This is a genomic window from Micromonospora sp. NPDC000663, from assembly GCF_042898105.1.
Lineage (GTDB): Bacteria > Actinomycetota > Actinomycetes > Mycobacteriales > Micromonosporaceae > Micromonospora.
Map to the genome: position 1 here is coordinate 206,642 of NZ_JBIAYR010000007.1, position 14,689 is coordinate 221,330.

General features: G+C 71.5%; 11 protein-coding genes and 1 riboswitch. Of the genes, 5 read left to right on the top strand and 6 right to left on the bottom strand.

The window, feature by feature from the left end; translation table 11 throughout:
• Positions 1-8: 8 nt before the first annotated feature.
• Positions 9-731 (top strand): FadR/GntR family transcriptional regulator, encoded by a 723-nt coding sequence (locus ACFY1S_RS23285; RefSeq protein WP_364376677.1) that lies wholly within the window; start codon positions 9-11, stop codon positions 729-731.
• Between the two features lie 10 nt (positions 732-741).
• On the opposite strand, the gene ACFY1S_RS23290 is transcribed toward ACFY1S_RS23285, so the two are convergent.
• The 5 genes from ACFY1S_RS23290 to ACFY1S_RS23310 all read right to left on the bottom strand — a co-directional run bounded on the left by ACFY1S_RS23290 (position 742) and on the right by ACFY1S_RS23310 (position 5,951).
• Positions 742-1,704 carry an aldo/keto reductase gene (locus ACFY1S_RS23290; protein WP_387121671.1) on the bottom strand — a complete coding sequence of 321 codons (963 nt, stop codon included), beginning with the start codon at positions 1,702-1,704 and terminating at the stop codon, positions 742-744.
• Between the two features lie 34 nt (positions 1,705-1,738).
• On the bottom strand, positions 1,739-2,551 hold the full coding sequence (locus ACFY1S_RS23295; RefSeq protein WP_387121674.1) for an ATP-binding cassette domain-containing protein: 813 nt from the start codon (positions 2,549-2,551) through the stop codon (positions 1,739-1,741).
• Positions 2,551-3,603: an ABC transporter substrate-binding protein gene (locus ACFY1S_RS23300; protein WP_387121677.1), complete on the bottom strand. Its 1,053-nt coding sequence runs from the start codon at positions 3,601-3,603 to the stop codon at positions 2,551-2,553. Before ACFY1S_RS23300 ends, ACFY1S_RS23295 begins: the two co-directional genes overlap by 1 nt.
• 40 nt (positions 3,604-3,643) lie before the next feature.
• Entirely contained in the window at positions 3,644-4,651 is a 1,008-nt protein-coding gene (locus ACFY1S_RS23305; protein ID WP_387121680.1) for an ABC transporter permease, read from the bottom strand.
• Between the two features lie 421 nt (positions 4,652-5,072).
• On the bottom strand, positions 5,073-5,951 hold the full coding sequence (locus tag ACFY1S_RS23310; RefSeq protein ID WP_387121683.1) for an amidohydrolase family protein: 879 nt from the start codon (positions 5,949-5,951) through the stop codon (positions 5,073-5,075).
• Positions 5,952-6,233: 282 nt separating this feature from the next.
• Positions 6,234-6,312, top strand: a riboswitch (cobalamin riboswitch).
• Between the two features lie 58 nt (positions 6,313-6,370).
• Between ACFY1S_RS23310 and ACFY1S_RS23315 the strand changes: the two genes are divergently transcribed.
• Genes ACFY1S_RS23315 through ACFY1S_RS23325 form a run of 3 tightly spaced genes read left to right on the top strand, consistent with a single transcriptional unit; the run spans position 6,371 to position 7,916 of the window.
• Positions 6,371-6,574: a CbtB-domain containing protein gene (locus ACFY1S_RS23315; RefSeq protein WP_387121686.1), complete on the top strand. Its 204-nt coding sequence runs from the start codon at positions 6,371-6,373 to the stop codon at positions 6,572-6,574.
• Positions 6,565-7,332 carry a CbtA family protein gene (locus tag ACFY1S_RS23320; protein ID WP_387121688.1) on the top strand — a complete coding sequence of 256 codons (768 nt, stop codon included), beginning with the start codon at positions 6,565-6,567 and terminating at the stop codon, positions 7,330-7,332. Before ACFY1S_RS23315 ends, ACFY1S_RS23320 begins: the two co-directional genes overlap by 10 nt.
• On the top strand, positions 7,329-7,916 hold the full coding sequence (locus ACFY1S_RS23325) for a histidine phosphatase family protein (protein WP_387121691.1): 588 nt from the start codon (positions 7,329-7,331) through the stop codon (positions 7,914-7,916). Before ACFY1S_RS23320 ends, ACFY1S_RS23325 begins: the two co-directional genes overlap by 4 nt.
• Before the next feature lie 142 nt (positions 7,917-8,058).
• Here ACFY1S_RS23325 and ACFY1S_RS23330 read toward each other — a convergent pair whose 3' ends face one another.
• Complete coding sequence (locus ACFY1S_RS23330) at positions 8,059-13,665, bottom strand: GH92 family glycosyl hydrolase (RefSeq protein ID WP_387121694.1); 5,607 nt, start codon at positions 13,663-13,665, stop codon at positions 8,059-8,061.
• Between the two features lie 251 nt (positions 13,666-13,916).
• On the opposite strand from ACFY1S_RS23330, the gene ACFY1S_RS23335 reads away from it, so the two are divergent.
• Complete coding sequence (locus tag ACFY1S_RS23335) at positions 13,917-14,513, top strand: hypothetical protein (protein ID WP_387121697.1); 597 nt, start codon at positions 13,917-13,919, stop codon at positions 14,511-14,513.
• Positions 14,514-14,689 lie beyond the last annotated feature (176 nt).

Sequence of the window (14,689 nt, forward strand, 5' to 3'; positions counted from 1 at the left end):
GTCGCGTCGTGTCCCGTACCGACGAGGTGGTGAACGGCATCAAGCGGATGATCCTCGAAGGGACGTTCAAGCCCGGGGATCGGCTGCCCGTCGAGAAGGACCTCGCCGAGTCGCTGGGCGTCTCACGGGGCTCGTTGCGCGAGGGGATGTCGGCCCTGTCGATCCTCGGCATCGTCAACATCCGGCAGGGCGACGGCACCTACATCACCAACCTGGACGCACCGCAGCTGCTGGCGCCGATGGGCTTCGTCGTGGACTTCCAGGGCCAGGGCGACCCGCGGCACATCCACACCGTCCGACGCCTGCTGGAGTGCGAGGCCGCAGGATTGGCGGCGACCAGGATCACCGACGAGGCCCTCGCCCAGGCGGGAGAACTGCTCGACGAGGCGGCCCGGATCGCCGGCCGGTTGCCGCAGGACCACGAACGCATAATGGAAATCGACATCGCCTTCCACCGGATCATCGCGGTGCACGCCGACAATCCGGTGCTCGTCGGCCTGATCGAGGCGTTCGCCGGGCGCACCCTGCGCGGGCGGCTCTGGCGCAGCCTGCACGAGGAGGGCGCGGACCGGCGTACCCACGACGAGCACGTGGCGATCCTGAAGGCCCTCGTGGCACGCGACCCCGAACGCGCCCGCACCCGGATGGCCAACCACCTGATCGGGGTGGAGGAGTCGTTGCAGGAGCTGCCCGACGACGCCGACACCAACGGCGAGGCCGCCGGCCCGTGACCGCCCGCCCTCACGCCCGCACGTCGAGCAGCCCCTCCTCGTACAGCGCCGTCCAGAGCTGATCCGGCACCTCGGCGGCCGAGCGGCGCAGGGTCTCGGTCACCTGCGCCTCGTCGCGCATGCCGACCACTGTCGAGACCACTGCCGGATGCCGGCGGACGAACGCCAACGCCGCCTCGGGCAGGGTGACGCCGTACGACTGGCACACCCGCGCTGTCCGGCGGGCCTGCTCGATCACCTCCGGCGGGGCCTGCTGGTAGTTGTAGACCGCGTCGGACGGCGGGGTGTCCCGGGCCAGCAGCCCGGAGTTGTAGACCCCGGCGATCACCACGCCGACCCGGCGGGCCCGCGCGGCGGGGAGCAGGTCGACAAGCGCGCCCTGCTCCAGCAGGGTGAACCGGCCGGCGCACATCACCACGTCGACGTCCGTCTCCGTCACGAACCGGGCGAGCATGGCGGACTGGTTCATCCCAGCGCCGATCGCGCCGATCACCCCCTGATCCCGCAGCTCCACCAGCGCCGGCACCGCCTCGTCCGCGGCCTGCTCCCAGTGCGCGTCCGGGTCGTGCAGGTACACGATGTCGATCCGGTCCAGGCCGGTACGCCGAAGGCTCGCCTCCAACGACCGGCGTACGCCGTCGCGGCTGAAGTCCCAGACCCGCCGGTGGTCGGCCGGGACCGCGAAGCCCTCCGGATCCAGCAGGTGCGCGGTCTCGGGCGACGGCACCAGCAGCCGGCCGACCTTCGTCGACACCACGTACTCGTCGCGTGGTCGGGAGCGCAGAGCCTCCCCCAGGCGTCGCTCGGACAGGCCGAGCCCGTAGTGCGGCGCCGTGTCGAAGTACCGGATGCCGCCGTTCCACGCGATGTCCACCGCCGCGGCGAAGTCCTCGTCGGACGTCGCCCGGTAGAGGTTGCCACCCTGCGCGGCGCCGAAGCCCAGCGCGGTGAGGTGCGGCGTGCGACAGGTCACCGGCCCACCCCGCCGCGGTCGGCCCCGACCGCCGTCACCGGTCCTCCCGTTCCGCACTCCCGGTCATCGCCGCCACCAGGTCGTCGGTGGTGACCTCGTCGGCGCGCAGCCGGGCGGCTCGCCGGCCCAGTCGCAGCACCTCGACCCGGTCGGCGATCTCCAGCACCTGGGGCATGTTGTGGCTCACCAGTACTACCGACATGCCGGCGTCCCGCGCCCGCCGGACGACGTCGAGCACCCGTCCGGTCTGGACGACCCCGAGTGCCGCGGTGGGCTCGTCGAGGATGACCACGTTCGTCGCCCAGATGATCGCCCGGGCCACCGCCACGCACTGCCGCTGCCCACCGGACAGCATGGCGATCGGGGTGGTGACCCGGGGGATCCGTACGCCCAGTTCGTCCAGGGCCGCGGCGGCGCCCTGCCGCATGGCCCGCTTGTCGAGCAGGCCGAGCCGCCCGAGTGGGCCGGAGCGCACGATCTCCCGTCCCAGGTACAGGTTGGCCGCCACGCTGAGGTCGTCGGCGACGGCGAGATCCTGGTAGACCGTCTCCACCCCCGCGCGACGCGCGTCGACAGGGGTCGAGAACCGCACCGGACGGCCACCCACCCGGATCTCGCCCTCGTCGGGCGGGTGCACACCGGACAGGGTCTTGATCAGTGTGCTCTTGCCGGCGCCGTTGTCACCGATCAGCGCGACGACCTCGCCCCGGTGGACCGTGAAGTCGGCGCCGCGCAGCGCCTCGACGTGCCCGAAACGCTTGACGATGCCCCGGGCCTCCAGGACCGGCGGTTCCCCGGCCGGTGGGCGTTCGTCGGCTTCGGCGGCGGCCGTCGGAGTCGTGGCCATCACTGCACCGGAGGGTTCGCGCAGCTGGGTTCGAGCACCGCCTTGGTCTCCGGCGAGTCGATGTTCTCCTTGGTGACGAACGTGACGCCGGTGTCGGCCGACGCAAGCGGCGCCTTGTCCCGCAGGTGCTTGACCATCTTGTCGACGCCGAAGTAGCCCATCTTGAAGGGGTTCTGCACGACAAGCGCCGAGATCTGGCCGTTGCGCAGGCCGGCGACCTCGTCGGGGGCGGCATCCCAGCCGATGATGACCACCTTGCCGGACTTGCCGGCGGCCCGGACGGCCTGCGCGGCGCCGAGCACGCTCGGCTCGTTGGCCGCGAAGATGCCAGCGAGGTTGGGGTTGGCGGTGAGGATGTTCTCGGTGACCCGCCGCGCCTCGTTGACGTCGCTGCGGCTGGGCTGCTGGCCGACCAGCTTGAGGTTGGGGAACTGGGCGAGGCCTGCCTTGAAACCCTCGACCCGCTCGGTGTTGGTCTGCGACCCGGGCTGGAACTCCACAAGCGCCACGTCGTGGTTGCCAGGGCCGAGTTCGCTGGCGAGCAACTTGGCGGCCTCGACGGCCGACGCCTTGTTGTCGGTGGCGAAGAGCGGCACCTCCGACGGCTGCGGGCTGGTGCCGGAGTCGATCATCGCGACCGGAATGTCGGCGCTGAGCGCCTGGTCGGTCGCCGGCGCCAACGCCTGCGAGTCGGTGGCCGCGTAGACGATCCCGTCGACCTTCTTGGTGACGAAGTTCTGGATCAGGTTGACCTGCCCCTCGACGTCGGTCTCGGTGGTCACCCCGTCCCACTGGACGGTGACGTTGCCGGCGCGCTGGGCGGCGCACTCGGCGCCCGCCTTGACCGTGTTCCAGTAGTCGGCGCCGACGGCCTTGGGCACCACGGCGAGCTTCAGTGGCCCGGCCGCGTCCCTGGTCGCGCCGTCGCCCCCGTCGCGGACCTCGACCCCGCCGCAGGCGCTGAGCAGCGCGGTCGCCGCGGCGGCGGCCAGCACGGCGCGGGTACGCGGAAGTCGGCCTCGGACCCGCCGGCTGGTGGTGGTGTGTGCCATGGTGTGTGTCCTTCCTCGTTCGGACTTCCGAAATGGCATGTCAACCGCGTGATTCCAGCCGCCGGCGGCGGAACTGGTCGAAGTAGACGGCGGCCCAGATGATCAGGCCGACGATCACCTGCTGGTAGTGGATGCTGATGTCGAGCAGCACGGCGCCGTTGCGCACCAGGGCGATGAGGAACGCGCCGATGATCGTCCCGACGATCCGGCCCTGCCCGCCGAACAGGCTGGCGCCGCCGATGACGGCGGCGGCGATGACGTCGAGCTCCAGCGAGATGCCGTAGTTGGGTTGACCGGAGTTGACGCGGGAGGCGGCGATCATGCCGCCGAGCCCGACCAGAACGCCCGCCAGCACGTACACCCCGGTGAGGTACCGACCGACCCGGATGCCCGAGCGGCGGGCCGCCTCCAGGTTGGAGCCCATCGCGTACGTGTACTGGCCGAAGCGGGTCTGGGAGAGCAGGAAGGCGACCCCGACCGCCACGAGCGCGGTGACCACCACGGCGAACGGGATGCCGATGATCTCGCCGTTGCCCAGCAGTTGGAAGGACCGGGGCAGCCCGTACACGCCTACCGCGCCGGTGATGATGAAGACCAGGCCGCGACCGACCGACATCGTTCCCAGTGTCGCGATGAACGGCGGAATCCGGGCCACGGTGATCAGCAGCCCGTTCACCAGCCCGGCCAGGGCGCCGACGCCGATCGCGACAGCCGTCGCGGCCCAGAGCGGGAAGCCGAGGTCACGTACGACCATCGCGCCGACGACGCCGGCGAGCGCGGCGACCGACCCCACCGACAGGTCGATGCCCTTGGTGATGATGACCATCGTCTGCGCGGCGGCGATGATGGCGATCACCGCCGTCTGCGCGCCGATGTTGAAGAGGTTGTCCGCCGTCAGGAAGTAGGGACTGGCGACGCTCAACGCGATGAACAGGACGACGAGCGCGGTGGCGGCGGTGAACTCGGAGACGGCGTGGGAGATCCGTTCCCGGAACCAGTCGCTGATCTCGCCGCGCTGCCTGCCGGCGGTTGCCTCGACGGTACTCATCGTCGGATCCGACCTCCCCAACCGTGGCGCCGGCACCCGACGGATCACCGCCGGTGAGCGGGCGCTTGTCAGAAACCGAGCCACCCCAGGGGAGAGCACGAGCGGCAGCCCGGATCACCCGTCGAGATAGGTCGGATGTTTCGATCGATCAGGCGTTACCATGCCATGTATTCACGTATGTTGCCAAGGTCTTACCGCCAGGTTTTGGCTCCGTTATTCGACAGGCGAGCCGCATACGTCTGATCAACCGGCACACGCCAGCACGGCCACGGCCCAGATTTGACCGCCGCCCAGCAGGGACATGCTATCGACCAGGCACGATGCCTCGGCGGGGCGTCGAGGACCGGGGTCGCCGGGGCGTACTCCCCCGACGCGGGCGGACGAGCGGCGGATCTCGCGGCGGCCCGCGAGATCCGCCGTGTCACGACGTGGGCAGTCGATACGCGCGACGAGCGGTCCGTCGCCAGATCGCCGCACGCTCGTCGTCGCCGAGCGGCTCCAGCAGGTCGGTGAGGGCCCCGATCCAGCGGAGATACGAGGAGGCGAGCAGGCACACCGGCCAGTCCGAACCGAACATCAGCCGGTCGGGCCCGAACACGTCGAGCGCGTGCTCGACGGCGGGTCGCAGATCGTCAGTCGTCCAGGACGGCCCGTCCACCTCGGTCACCAGGCCGGAGAGCTTCGCCGCCGTGTTGGGCTCGGCGGCGAGCGCGCCGAGGCTCCGGGGCCAGTCGCCGAGATCGCCACGCCCCAGCGCGGGCTTGCCGAGATGGTCCAGGACGAACCGCGTGTCGGGCAGGTCCCGCACCAGCCGGACGGCGGCGGGCAACTGGTGGTCGCGTACCAGCAGGTCGAAGGTGAGGCCTGCGGCGCCCACGGCCGCGATGCCCCGCCGGACGTCCGGACGGTCGAGGTACGCCGGATCGGGTTCGGACTGCACGAGGTGACGGATACCGACCAGGCGTTCCCCTCCACGGCCCGTCCGGAGCCGGTCGAGACGGTCGGCGACGTCGGCGGCGGTGAGGTCGACCCAGCCGACGACCCCGGTGATGAGGGGATCGGCGGCGGCGATGCCCAGCAGCTCCGGTGTCTCGGTGCGGGTCGCGACGGACTGCACGACGACGGTCTGGGTGACTCCGGCGGCGTGCGCGACCGGGGCGAGGTCCACCGGGGTGAAGTCGGCGTCGATCGCGGCCATGGTGTCCGGGTCGATCCAGGGCTGCGGGTGCCGCGCCCGGACCCAGAGGTGGTGGTGCGCGTCGACGATCTCCGGTCGCCCGACCGGCTCGCCGGGAGTCATCGGCTCCACCCTGACACGCTCACGTTCAACCCAGACCCCGCTCGTTCGGTTGACCCATGTTAGCGGTAACAGTTTCCCGTCAAGCATCATATCTTTGTGCCCCTTCAGGGAGCCGGCGGTCCAATGGGCACGGTGCCGACGGGCGGTTTTGGTAGGACGAATATCGACCGATCATCCACCTCGACGAGCGCCGGCCCGGTCGGCGCGGCCGGGCTCGCGGAGCCGGGTTGACCGCCCGGGGCGGCACCGATACCGTCGACCCACTATCTGCGGCGACGCGAGGGAAGCCGGTGTGAATCCGGCGCGGTCGCGCCACTGTGAGCGGTTCTCCAGCAGCACCGGAGCCCGCGAGCCAGGACGCTCGGTCGTCCGCAGCCTTGCGATGGGGACGCGTCATCCCCGGGGAGGTTCGTGTATTCATGTCCAGTTCCACGTCCAGCCAGCCGTTGGTTCATCCCGCTGGCACCGCGCGTCTGCTGTGGACGGTTTTGGCGACGGTCGCCGCGCTCGCCCTGCTGGCCTACCTCGTCGCCTTCGACCAGGGCGCCGTCTCGCGCAGTGGCATGTTCCTGCACGAGCTCATGCACGACGGCCGGCACCTGCTGGGCGTTCCGTGCCACTGACCACCACCACCGCTCCCCCGTTCGTCACCGTCCTCGCCCGCGGCCTGCTCGCCGGGCTGGTGGCCGGCCTGCTCGCGGGGGTGTTCGCGTACGTCGCGGGTGAACCGCACGTCGAGGCGGCAATCGCGATCGAGGAAGCGGCAGCGGCGCACGCCGAACCGGCTGCCGGCGGGCACGATCACGAGGACACCCTGGTCGGCCGGAACGGTCAGCGCGGAGGTCTCTTCCTGGCCACCGGCCTGTTCGGCGCCGCGATGGGTGGTCTGCTGGCCACGGCGTACGTCCTGCTGGCCCGCCGTCGGCGCGTCCACGACGACGGCCGCTCGGGGCTGCCACTGGCCGGCGCCGCGCTGCTCGGCGCGGTCATCGTGCCGTTCCTCAAATATCCGGCGAACCCACCGGCGGTGGGTGACCCGGCGACCATCAACCAGCGCACTGTCACCTACCTGCTGATGGTGGTGCTCGGCCTGGTGGCGGTCTGGGCGGGCTCGTTGGGCTACCGGGCGGTCGGCACGGACGCGCCGGGGCTGCGCGCCACTGCGGCAGTCGGTGGATTCCTGCTGGTCACCGTCGCGTCCTATGTGGTGATGCCGTCCTTCCAGGAGGTCCCGGCCGACTTCCCCGCGACCCTGCTGTGGGACTTCCGGCTGGCCTCGCTCGGCACCCAGGTGGTGCTCTGGACCGGGATCGGCCTGCTGTTCACGGCCCTGATGCGGCACGGCCAGCGCCGTCCCACGGGCGCGGCGCCGACCGGGTGACCACGACCAGCCTGCGGCTGGTCGCACACGCCCACACCGCCGCGCAACGGCGGGCCCGCTTCGGCGGCACGGACGACGCCCTGGACGAGGGCGGCCTACGCGCCGCTCTCGCCCTGGCCACCGCCGGGACCGGTCGCCGGGGGCAGCTGGGCGACGCCGACGTCTGTGTGTCCAGTCCGGCGGTCGCGGCCATCCAGACCGCGGGCGCGCTCGGCCTCGCGCCCACCGTCGAGGTCGCGTTGAGCGACTGCGACCACGGGCAATGGACCGGCAGGTCCCTCGACGAGGTCGCCGCCGAACGGCCCCTGGCGCTACGCGAGTGGCTGTCGGCACCGGAGGCGGCGCCCCACGGTGGCGAGTCGGTCGTCGCGCTGCGGGAGCGGGTCGGCCGCTGGTTGGACGGGCAACGCGGGAGCGGGCAGCGGATCATCGCGGTCACCCACCCGCTCGTCATCCGGGTCGCCGTCGTGCACGCCCTGGGGTTGCCGGTGGAGACGTACCGGCAGGTGGACGTCGAGCCGCTGGCGATCGTCCGACTCACCGACCACGGCCCGCGGTGGCACCTGCGACTGGCCGCCCGCTGACCCCGACCGGCCCGCCGCGCGACCTGGTCGACGCGCCGCTGCCCCGGGGCCGACCACTGCCAGCCGGCACGATCTCTCCGCCGCGCCCGCGTCGGGCGGACCGTGGTCACGGCCCGCCCGACGCGGCTGCGCTACCTGCGGCTCACCTCGCGGCGGTGACGGTGAACGGCCGGGACACCGTCGTCGCCGACGTGGCGCCGGTGAGCGTGACGCTTGTCGCGCCCGCCTTCGCCGTACCCGGAACGCTCACCGTCGCGCCGGCGAGCACACCGTCACCGTTCGCGCGTACGGTTCTGACCGCGAGGCCGTCGCCGACGGTGACGGTGACCGCCTCGTTGGGGGCGAACCCGGAACCGTCGAGCGTGATCGACGCCCCGCGCGGACCGGACGTGCTCAGCAACGCCACCCGCGGGCGGTAGGTCGGCGCCTGTGCCTCACCGGTGACCTGGACGGTCGCCGTCGCCGGTGTCCGCGAGGACGCGCCGGTGGCCGTCACGGCGTAGCGACCCGGCTGCGCGTCACCTGACGTCGGCACCGAGACCCGCACCGTCCCCGTCGCGGAGGCCGCGACGATCGTGCGCCGCGCCGGGTCCGTCCCGACGCTGACGGTCACCTGCTCGCCGGCGGCGAACCCGCTGCCGGCGACGGTGATCGCGTCCCCGGTGCCGACAGTCGCGGACGCGGCGAGCGCGATGGCCGGCCGTGCCCCGCCACGTGCCACGGTCACGGTGAAGCTCGCGGTGCCGCTCGAGCGGGTGTCCCACGCCGTGACCCGCACCGTGTAGGTGCCCTCGCGCGCGTAGGTGTGCTGACCGGTCATCGCACCCGACGCGTCGACAGTCACGTCGTCCGGAACCGTGCCGTCACCCCACTGGACCCGGGCCCGGTAGCCGGTGGCGCCGGGAACGCCGCCGGTCACCGAACCGAGTTTCGCCGCGAACGTCTGCCCGGCGGTGGCCGTCTGGGCGTTCGGCGCGACGGTCGTCAGGGCGGCGGCCGGCGTGCCGTCGTCGGCGACGGCGAACACGTGGATCCGGCCCGCCGAGCGCGGGTCGCCGGTCTGCGTCGGCAGGGTCACCGAGACCAGCGTCCTGCCCTGCGGGATCTGGTACGGCGCGGTGGCGAACAGGAACGGCTGGGCACCGTCCCGGCTCGTGCCACTGAGCCGGTACGCGGACCTGGCGACGACGACGTTGTCGTACGACGGGGTGCCGTTGGGGTTGCCGCCCAACGTCCAGTCACTCATCTGGATGGGGATGCTGGCGGTGCTGCCGTCGCTGAACGTCGCCGTGCCAGTGGTGCTCTGGTTGCCCTGCGTGCCGGCGCCGATGAACGAGATGGTCCGCGCGTCGGCCGGCAGGTCGAGGTCGATGGTCGCGCCGTTGCCCGTGGCGTTGTCCGGCTGCCCCGGCGGGATCACCGGCAACGTGAACCGCAGCTCGGTGCCCGGCACCTGCTGCCGCTCGCCCTGGGTCACGCCGGCCGCCGCCAGGGCGGCCCGCGAGTACGCCCACGACTTGGCGTCGCAGTCGGCCCCGAGGACTCCCTCGTCGCCGACGCAGACGCTGTCGAACGCCCCGGTCAGGCCGGATTTCGGGACGTACGCCACGTCGACGCCTACCGTCGCGGAACTCTGGCTGGCGCCGTCGGTCACCGTGACGTTCGCCTGGTGGTAGCCCGGCGTGGCGTACGTGTGCGAACCGCCGATCCGGTAGACGGCCCGGGAGCTGGGCGTCACGGTGCCCTCGGTGACAGGCGTGCCGTCACCCCAGTCGATGGTGGCCCGGTAGCCGCTTGCGGTGCCACCGGTGACGGTGGCCAGCGGCACCGAGACCGGTACGCCTGCCGTCGCCCGCACGCCATCCGCCGCGGTCACCGCGACGTCGCCGCCGGACAGGTCGAGGTCTCCCCCGGCGAGCAGCTCGATCTCGGCGAGGTTCGTCTGCGCGCCGCCGACGGTCCTGGTCACGACGAGCCGGAACTGCGCGAACCGTCCCGGCCTGTCGATGGTGTACGGGCGGGTCTGGTTACGCCACCGGAACACCTGACCGCTACGGGAGTCGACTGTGCTCCAGGTGATGCCGTCGTTGGAGCCCTGGAGGCGCCAGTCCGCCGGATCACCGGCGCCCGCCCCGGACGTGATGGTGTAGGACGTCGGCTTCTGCCGTCCGCCACGGAACGCCCAACTGATCTGCGGGGTGGCCGAGGCGAAGGTCAGCTGCGTGGTCGACGAGTCGTCGAACAGCTTCGCCGCGTCCTGCCCGCCGGTGGCGGTCGCGGTGCCGAGGCCGGGGCCTGTGGTGTCCTGCAACGGCTTCGGCGCGTCGTCGCCCCTGGTCAGCGACGGAGGGGCGTCGTTCTTCCCACTGCCCCAGGACGACGGGTTGGGGCCCATCTGGAAGTCGACGGTGCCGCCCCGGGCGAGGGTGGACACGTCCACCGACACGGCGCGCTGCTTCTTGCCGTTGACGCTCACGCCCTGCACGTACACGTTCCTGGTGCTGTTGTTCGGCGCGTTGACCACGATGTCACCGGCCGCGCGGTGGACGGTCATCCTGGTGAACTGCGGCGAGCCGATGGCCCACTGCGACGAGCCCGCCTGCAACGGGTAGATGCCCAGCGAGCTGAGGACGTACCACGCCGACATCTCGCCGTTGTCCTCGTCGCCCAGGTAGCCCTGGCCGATCTCGCTGCCCACGTAGAGCCGGCGCAGCAGCTCCCGCACGATCGACTGCGTCTTCGCCGGGGCACCGGCGACGTCGTACATGTACGGGATGTGGTGCGACGGCTGGTTGCTCATGCCGAGCTGACCCATCCGCACGGCCCGCGCCTCGAGCATCTCGTGGATGATCCCGCCGTACCCGCCGGGGCGGTCGGCGTTCTCCGGGGTGGCGAAGAACGTGTCGAGCTTGTCCCGCAGCGCCTTCTGACCGCCGTACAGGTTGGCCAGGCCCCGAGGGTCCTGCTGGGCGGTGAAGGCGAAGTTCCACCCGTTGGTCTCGGTGTAGACGCCACCCCAGTCCAGCGGGTCACCGGCGAGGAACGTGCCGGCGGCGTCGCGCCCCTGGAAGAGCTTCGTCTTCGGGTCGAACAGGTGCACGTAGTTACGCGCCCGCTCCAGGAAGTACCGCGACTCCTCGGTGAGCCGCTGGCGTTCCGACTTCGGCGTGGCGGGGTCCTTGGCCAGCGCGGCGGCCATGTTGCCGATGCCGTAGTCGTTGATGTAGCCCTCCAGCGCCCACGAAACCGACTCTCCGGTGGAGGTCGGCGTGTAGCCGAGGAACAGCGAGGTCTCGATGCCCTTGCGGCCGACCGCGCCGCGTCCGGACGCGACAGTCGCGTCCTTCACCGCCGCGTCGTACGCCGCGAGCGGGTCGGGCAGCTTGACCCCTGTGAGGTACGCCTGGGCGAGAGCGACGTTCGCGCTGGTGCCTGTCATCAGGTCGGCGTAGCCGGGGGACGACCACCTGGCGATCCAGCCGCCGTCGCGGTAGTGCTGGACGAACCCGTCGGCGATCCGGGCCGCCACATCCGGATAGAGCAGCGAGTAGGCGGGCCACACGGTCCGGTAGGTGTCCCAGAAACCGTTGTTGACGTAGATCTGCCCGTCGACGATCTTAGCGCCGGTCCGGGTGGCGGTGGACGTGCCGGTCGGCGCCGACACCGGGCTCGCGTACTGCCAGCGCGGCGCGGCGGCGGTGCCGGTGTTCTCCGACTGCGAGTTCGGGTACAGGTTCAGCCGGTACAGGTTGGAGTACATCGTCACCAGCTGCGTCTCGGTCGCGCCGCGTACCTCGACCCGGCCGAGCCGGTCCTTCCACGCCGCCGTGGCGGCGGCCTGGATCTGCTCGAAGCCGCGGCCGGTGACCTCCAGGTCACGGTTGCGCTGCGCCTGGTCGACGGAGAGGAACGACGTGGCGATCCGCATGGTCACCTGACGCTCGGCGGTCACGTCGAAGGTCGCGGACGTCGCGGACGTCGCCGTCGGCGCCCTGTCGAACGCGCCGGACACGAACATGCGGCTGCGGCCGGCCGACAGGCCACTGCCGTTGTCGACCCAGCCGGTGAACGTGCCGTCCGCGCCGATCGTGAACGTCCCGTTGTGGAACACGAGGCTGCCGTTCGGCTGCCCCGCCGGGAACGTGAACCGCATGATGCCGGCGTGGTCGGTAGGGACCATCTCGGCGGTCAGGCCGTTGCGCAGCGCGACCCGGTACAGGTCCGGCCGCGCCGTCTCGTCGTCGTGGCTGAAGGCCAGCGCCCGGCTGGACGGCGCACCGGTGAGCGGGCGGTCGCCGGCGACAGGCATCACCGACATCTGGTTCCGGTCACCCATCCACGGGCTCGGCTCGTGGGAGATCGCGAGGCCCTGCAACATCGGCAGGTTCTCCGCGTTGTTGACCCGGTGGTACTCGTACTCCCACGAGTCGGACGTCGCGTCGGTGACCGGGGTGAAGAAGTTGAAGCCGTTGGGCACAGCGGTGATCGGCAGGTTGTTGCCCCGCGAGAACCCGCCTGTGGAGTTGGTGCCACGCCGGGTGTCGACGTAGTTGGTCAGCCGCGAGCCGTCGATCGGCGCCGGCGAGGCGGTCACCGCGAGGTCGTCGAGCCACCCCTGGAAGCGGGTGACGCCGGAGGCCTGTGGATTGTCGTACGCGAGCAGGATGCGGTCGATCGTCCTGCCCCGCGCGACGGTGCCCAGGTCGGCCTGCACCGCGTTCCACTGGTCGGCGTAGAGCACCTTCGAGGCGCCCTGCCCGGTGGCGGTGAGCGGGTAGCCGTGCTGGTCCACCGCCGCGAGCCGGCTCAGGTAGCTGCCGTCGGTGAAGCGCAGGTCGACTGCGGCGTAGGTGGACGGGTACCTGGCGTCGCCGTTTGTGAACTCGGGGAAGATCTTGTAGGACAGCCGGGTCCGCGGGCCGACCGGGATGTCCACGTCGAACAGCAGGTTGGTGCCGTACGAGCGGCCGTCGCCCTCCGCGCCACCGGAGTAGCGCAGCGCGCCCAGCCCGGTGAACCCGACGCCCGGCTTCGTGGTGTAGCCGCCCTCCGGGCCGGCGCCGACCTCGGTGACCATCGGGGTGGCCGGTGGCCGGACGTCGGAGCCGTCGCTGATGTTCCAGTCGGCGAGTTGCACGAGCGTGTCACCGGAGTTCGCGGTGACGTTCAGGCGGTAGTAGCCGTACGCGGTGGTGTTGGTGAAGCTGTAGACCTTGGTGGCGAAGCGTCCGCCGAACGTCTGGCCGGTCCGCCGGTCCAGGTCGGTCCACGTGCTGCCGTCGGTCGAGCCCTGCACGACGAAGTCCCGGGGGTCCCGGCCGGGGGCGTCGTTCGCGGAGGTCAGCGAGTACCGCAGGACCGTCGCCGGCTTCGCCAGTCGGTAGGTCACCCAGCCGGTCTCGTCGAAGACCAGCCACTTGGTCGACGAGTCGTCGTCGCTGAGGTTGGCGGCGACCTCGTTCGGCGCGTTCTCACCGCTCGCGGTCACCGCGCTGACCTGGTCGAGCAGGCTGCCGGGCAGGGTGGTGGGGGTGCCGCTCAGGTTGCCCTGGACGGGTTTTCCGTTCGCGTCGACCTCCACTGTGCTCGCCGCGGGGCGGGGGTCGGTCGACTCGAACGAGGAACTGAAGGCGCCAGGTGGCGGAGGCGCGGCGCTGGCCAGGGGGGCGGCGACGAGTACTCCCACGGGCAGCAGGAGTGCGGTCGTCGCGGCGACCAGTCGGGGAGACAGGGGGCGCGCAGGGGGCATGCGCTCTCCTTTGGAGTCGGCCTGACATCGTTGTCATGGAACTCGTGACGATGAAGGCGAGGACTGTGGACTGCCGCTGATGGTTCCGGGCGGAGCACGGCGGTGTCAACGGGTTGATCGCCGCGAAACAGGCTGACGGCTTACCGGGGGGCCGAAGGTCCCGTCAACTGCGGTACGGCGGCACTGCTCGACGACTCCGACGAACTGTGGAATGAGGACGACATCGACGAACGAGAAAGGACGTGGACGCCATGACCGCCACACAGCTCCCCCGGACCGCGCAGCGCCACACCACGACGGGGCGCAACGGCACCCCGCTTGCCGCTCCCGCGAGCGTCCTCGCCACCACCGAGACCCCGGCCCGCAAGGCCACCCGGTACACCCTCGCCGGCCTGCGCATCGCCCTCGGCTGGATCTTCCTATGGGCGTTCATCGACAAGGTCTTCGGGCTCGGCTTCGCCACCAAGGCCGGGAACGGCTGGATCGACGGCGGCAGCCCCACCAAAGGGTTCCTCGGCAACGCCGTCGCCGGCCCCTTCGCCGACATCTACCGGAACTTCGCCGGCGCCGCCTGGGCGGACTGGCTCTTCATGACAGGTCTCGCCGCGATCGGCACGGCCCTGATCCTGGGCATCGGCATGCGGATCGCCGCGGTCGCCGGCGGGCTGCTGCTGGTCCTCATGTTCACCGCGGTACTCCCTCCGGAGAACAACCCGGTCATGGACGACCACCTGATCTACGCCGCCGTCCTCGCCGTCCTCGCCCTGACCGGCGCCGGCGACACCCTCGGCCTCGGCACGGTGTGGGCCCGGCTGCCCATCGTGCGGCGCCTGCCCTGGCTCAGGTGACCGACCCGGGCCGTCCATCAACGACAATCCCGAACAGCACTGTGGCGGGGGGGGGGGGGGGGCCCCCCCCCCCCCCCCCGCCGGGCGCCGCCGGGGGGGGGGGGGGCGGGACGCGACGAAGTAAGAAAAGAAGCCCGGGGGCCGGGGGAAACAAAAGCGGGGCGGCGCCGCGGGCC

Coding starts and splice junctions, on each gene's coding strand:
- ACFY1S_RS23295 (WP_387121674.1), bottom strand. CDS start 2,551: ATGGCCACGACTCCGACGGCCGCCGCCGAAGCCGACGAACGCCCACCG.
- ACFY1S_RS23300 (WP_387121677.1), bottom strand. CDS start 3,603: ATGGCACACACCACCACCAGCCGGCGGGTCCGAGGCCGACTTCCGCGT.
- ACFY1S_RS23305 (WP_387121680.1), bottom strand. CDS start 4,651: ATGAGTACCGTCGAGGCAACCGCCGGCAGGCAGCGCGGCGAGATCAGC.
- ACFY1S_RS23310 (WP_387121683.1), bottom strand. CDS start 5,951: ATGACTCCCGGCGAGCCGGTCGGGCGACCGGAGATCGTCGACGCGCAC.
- ACFY1S_RS23315 (WP_387121686.1), top strand. CDS start 6,371: ATGTCCAGTTCCACGTCCAGCCAGCCGTTGGTTCATCCCGCTGGCACC.
- ACFY1S_RS23330 (WP_387121694.1), bottom strand. CDS start 13,665: ATGCCCCCTGCGCGCCCCCTGTCTCCCCGACTGGTCGCCGCGACGACC.
- ACFY1S_RS23335 (WP_387121697.1), top strand. CDS start 13,917: ATGACCGCCACACAGCTCCCCCGGACCGCGCAGCGCCACACCACGACG.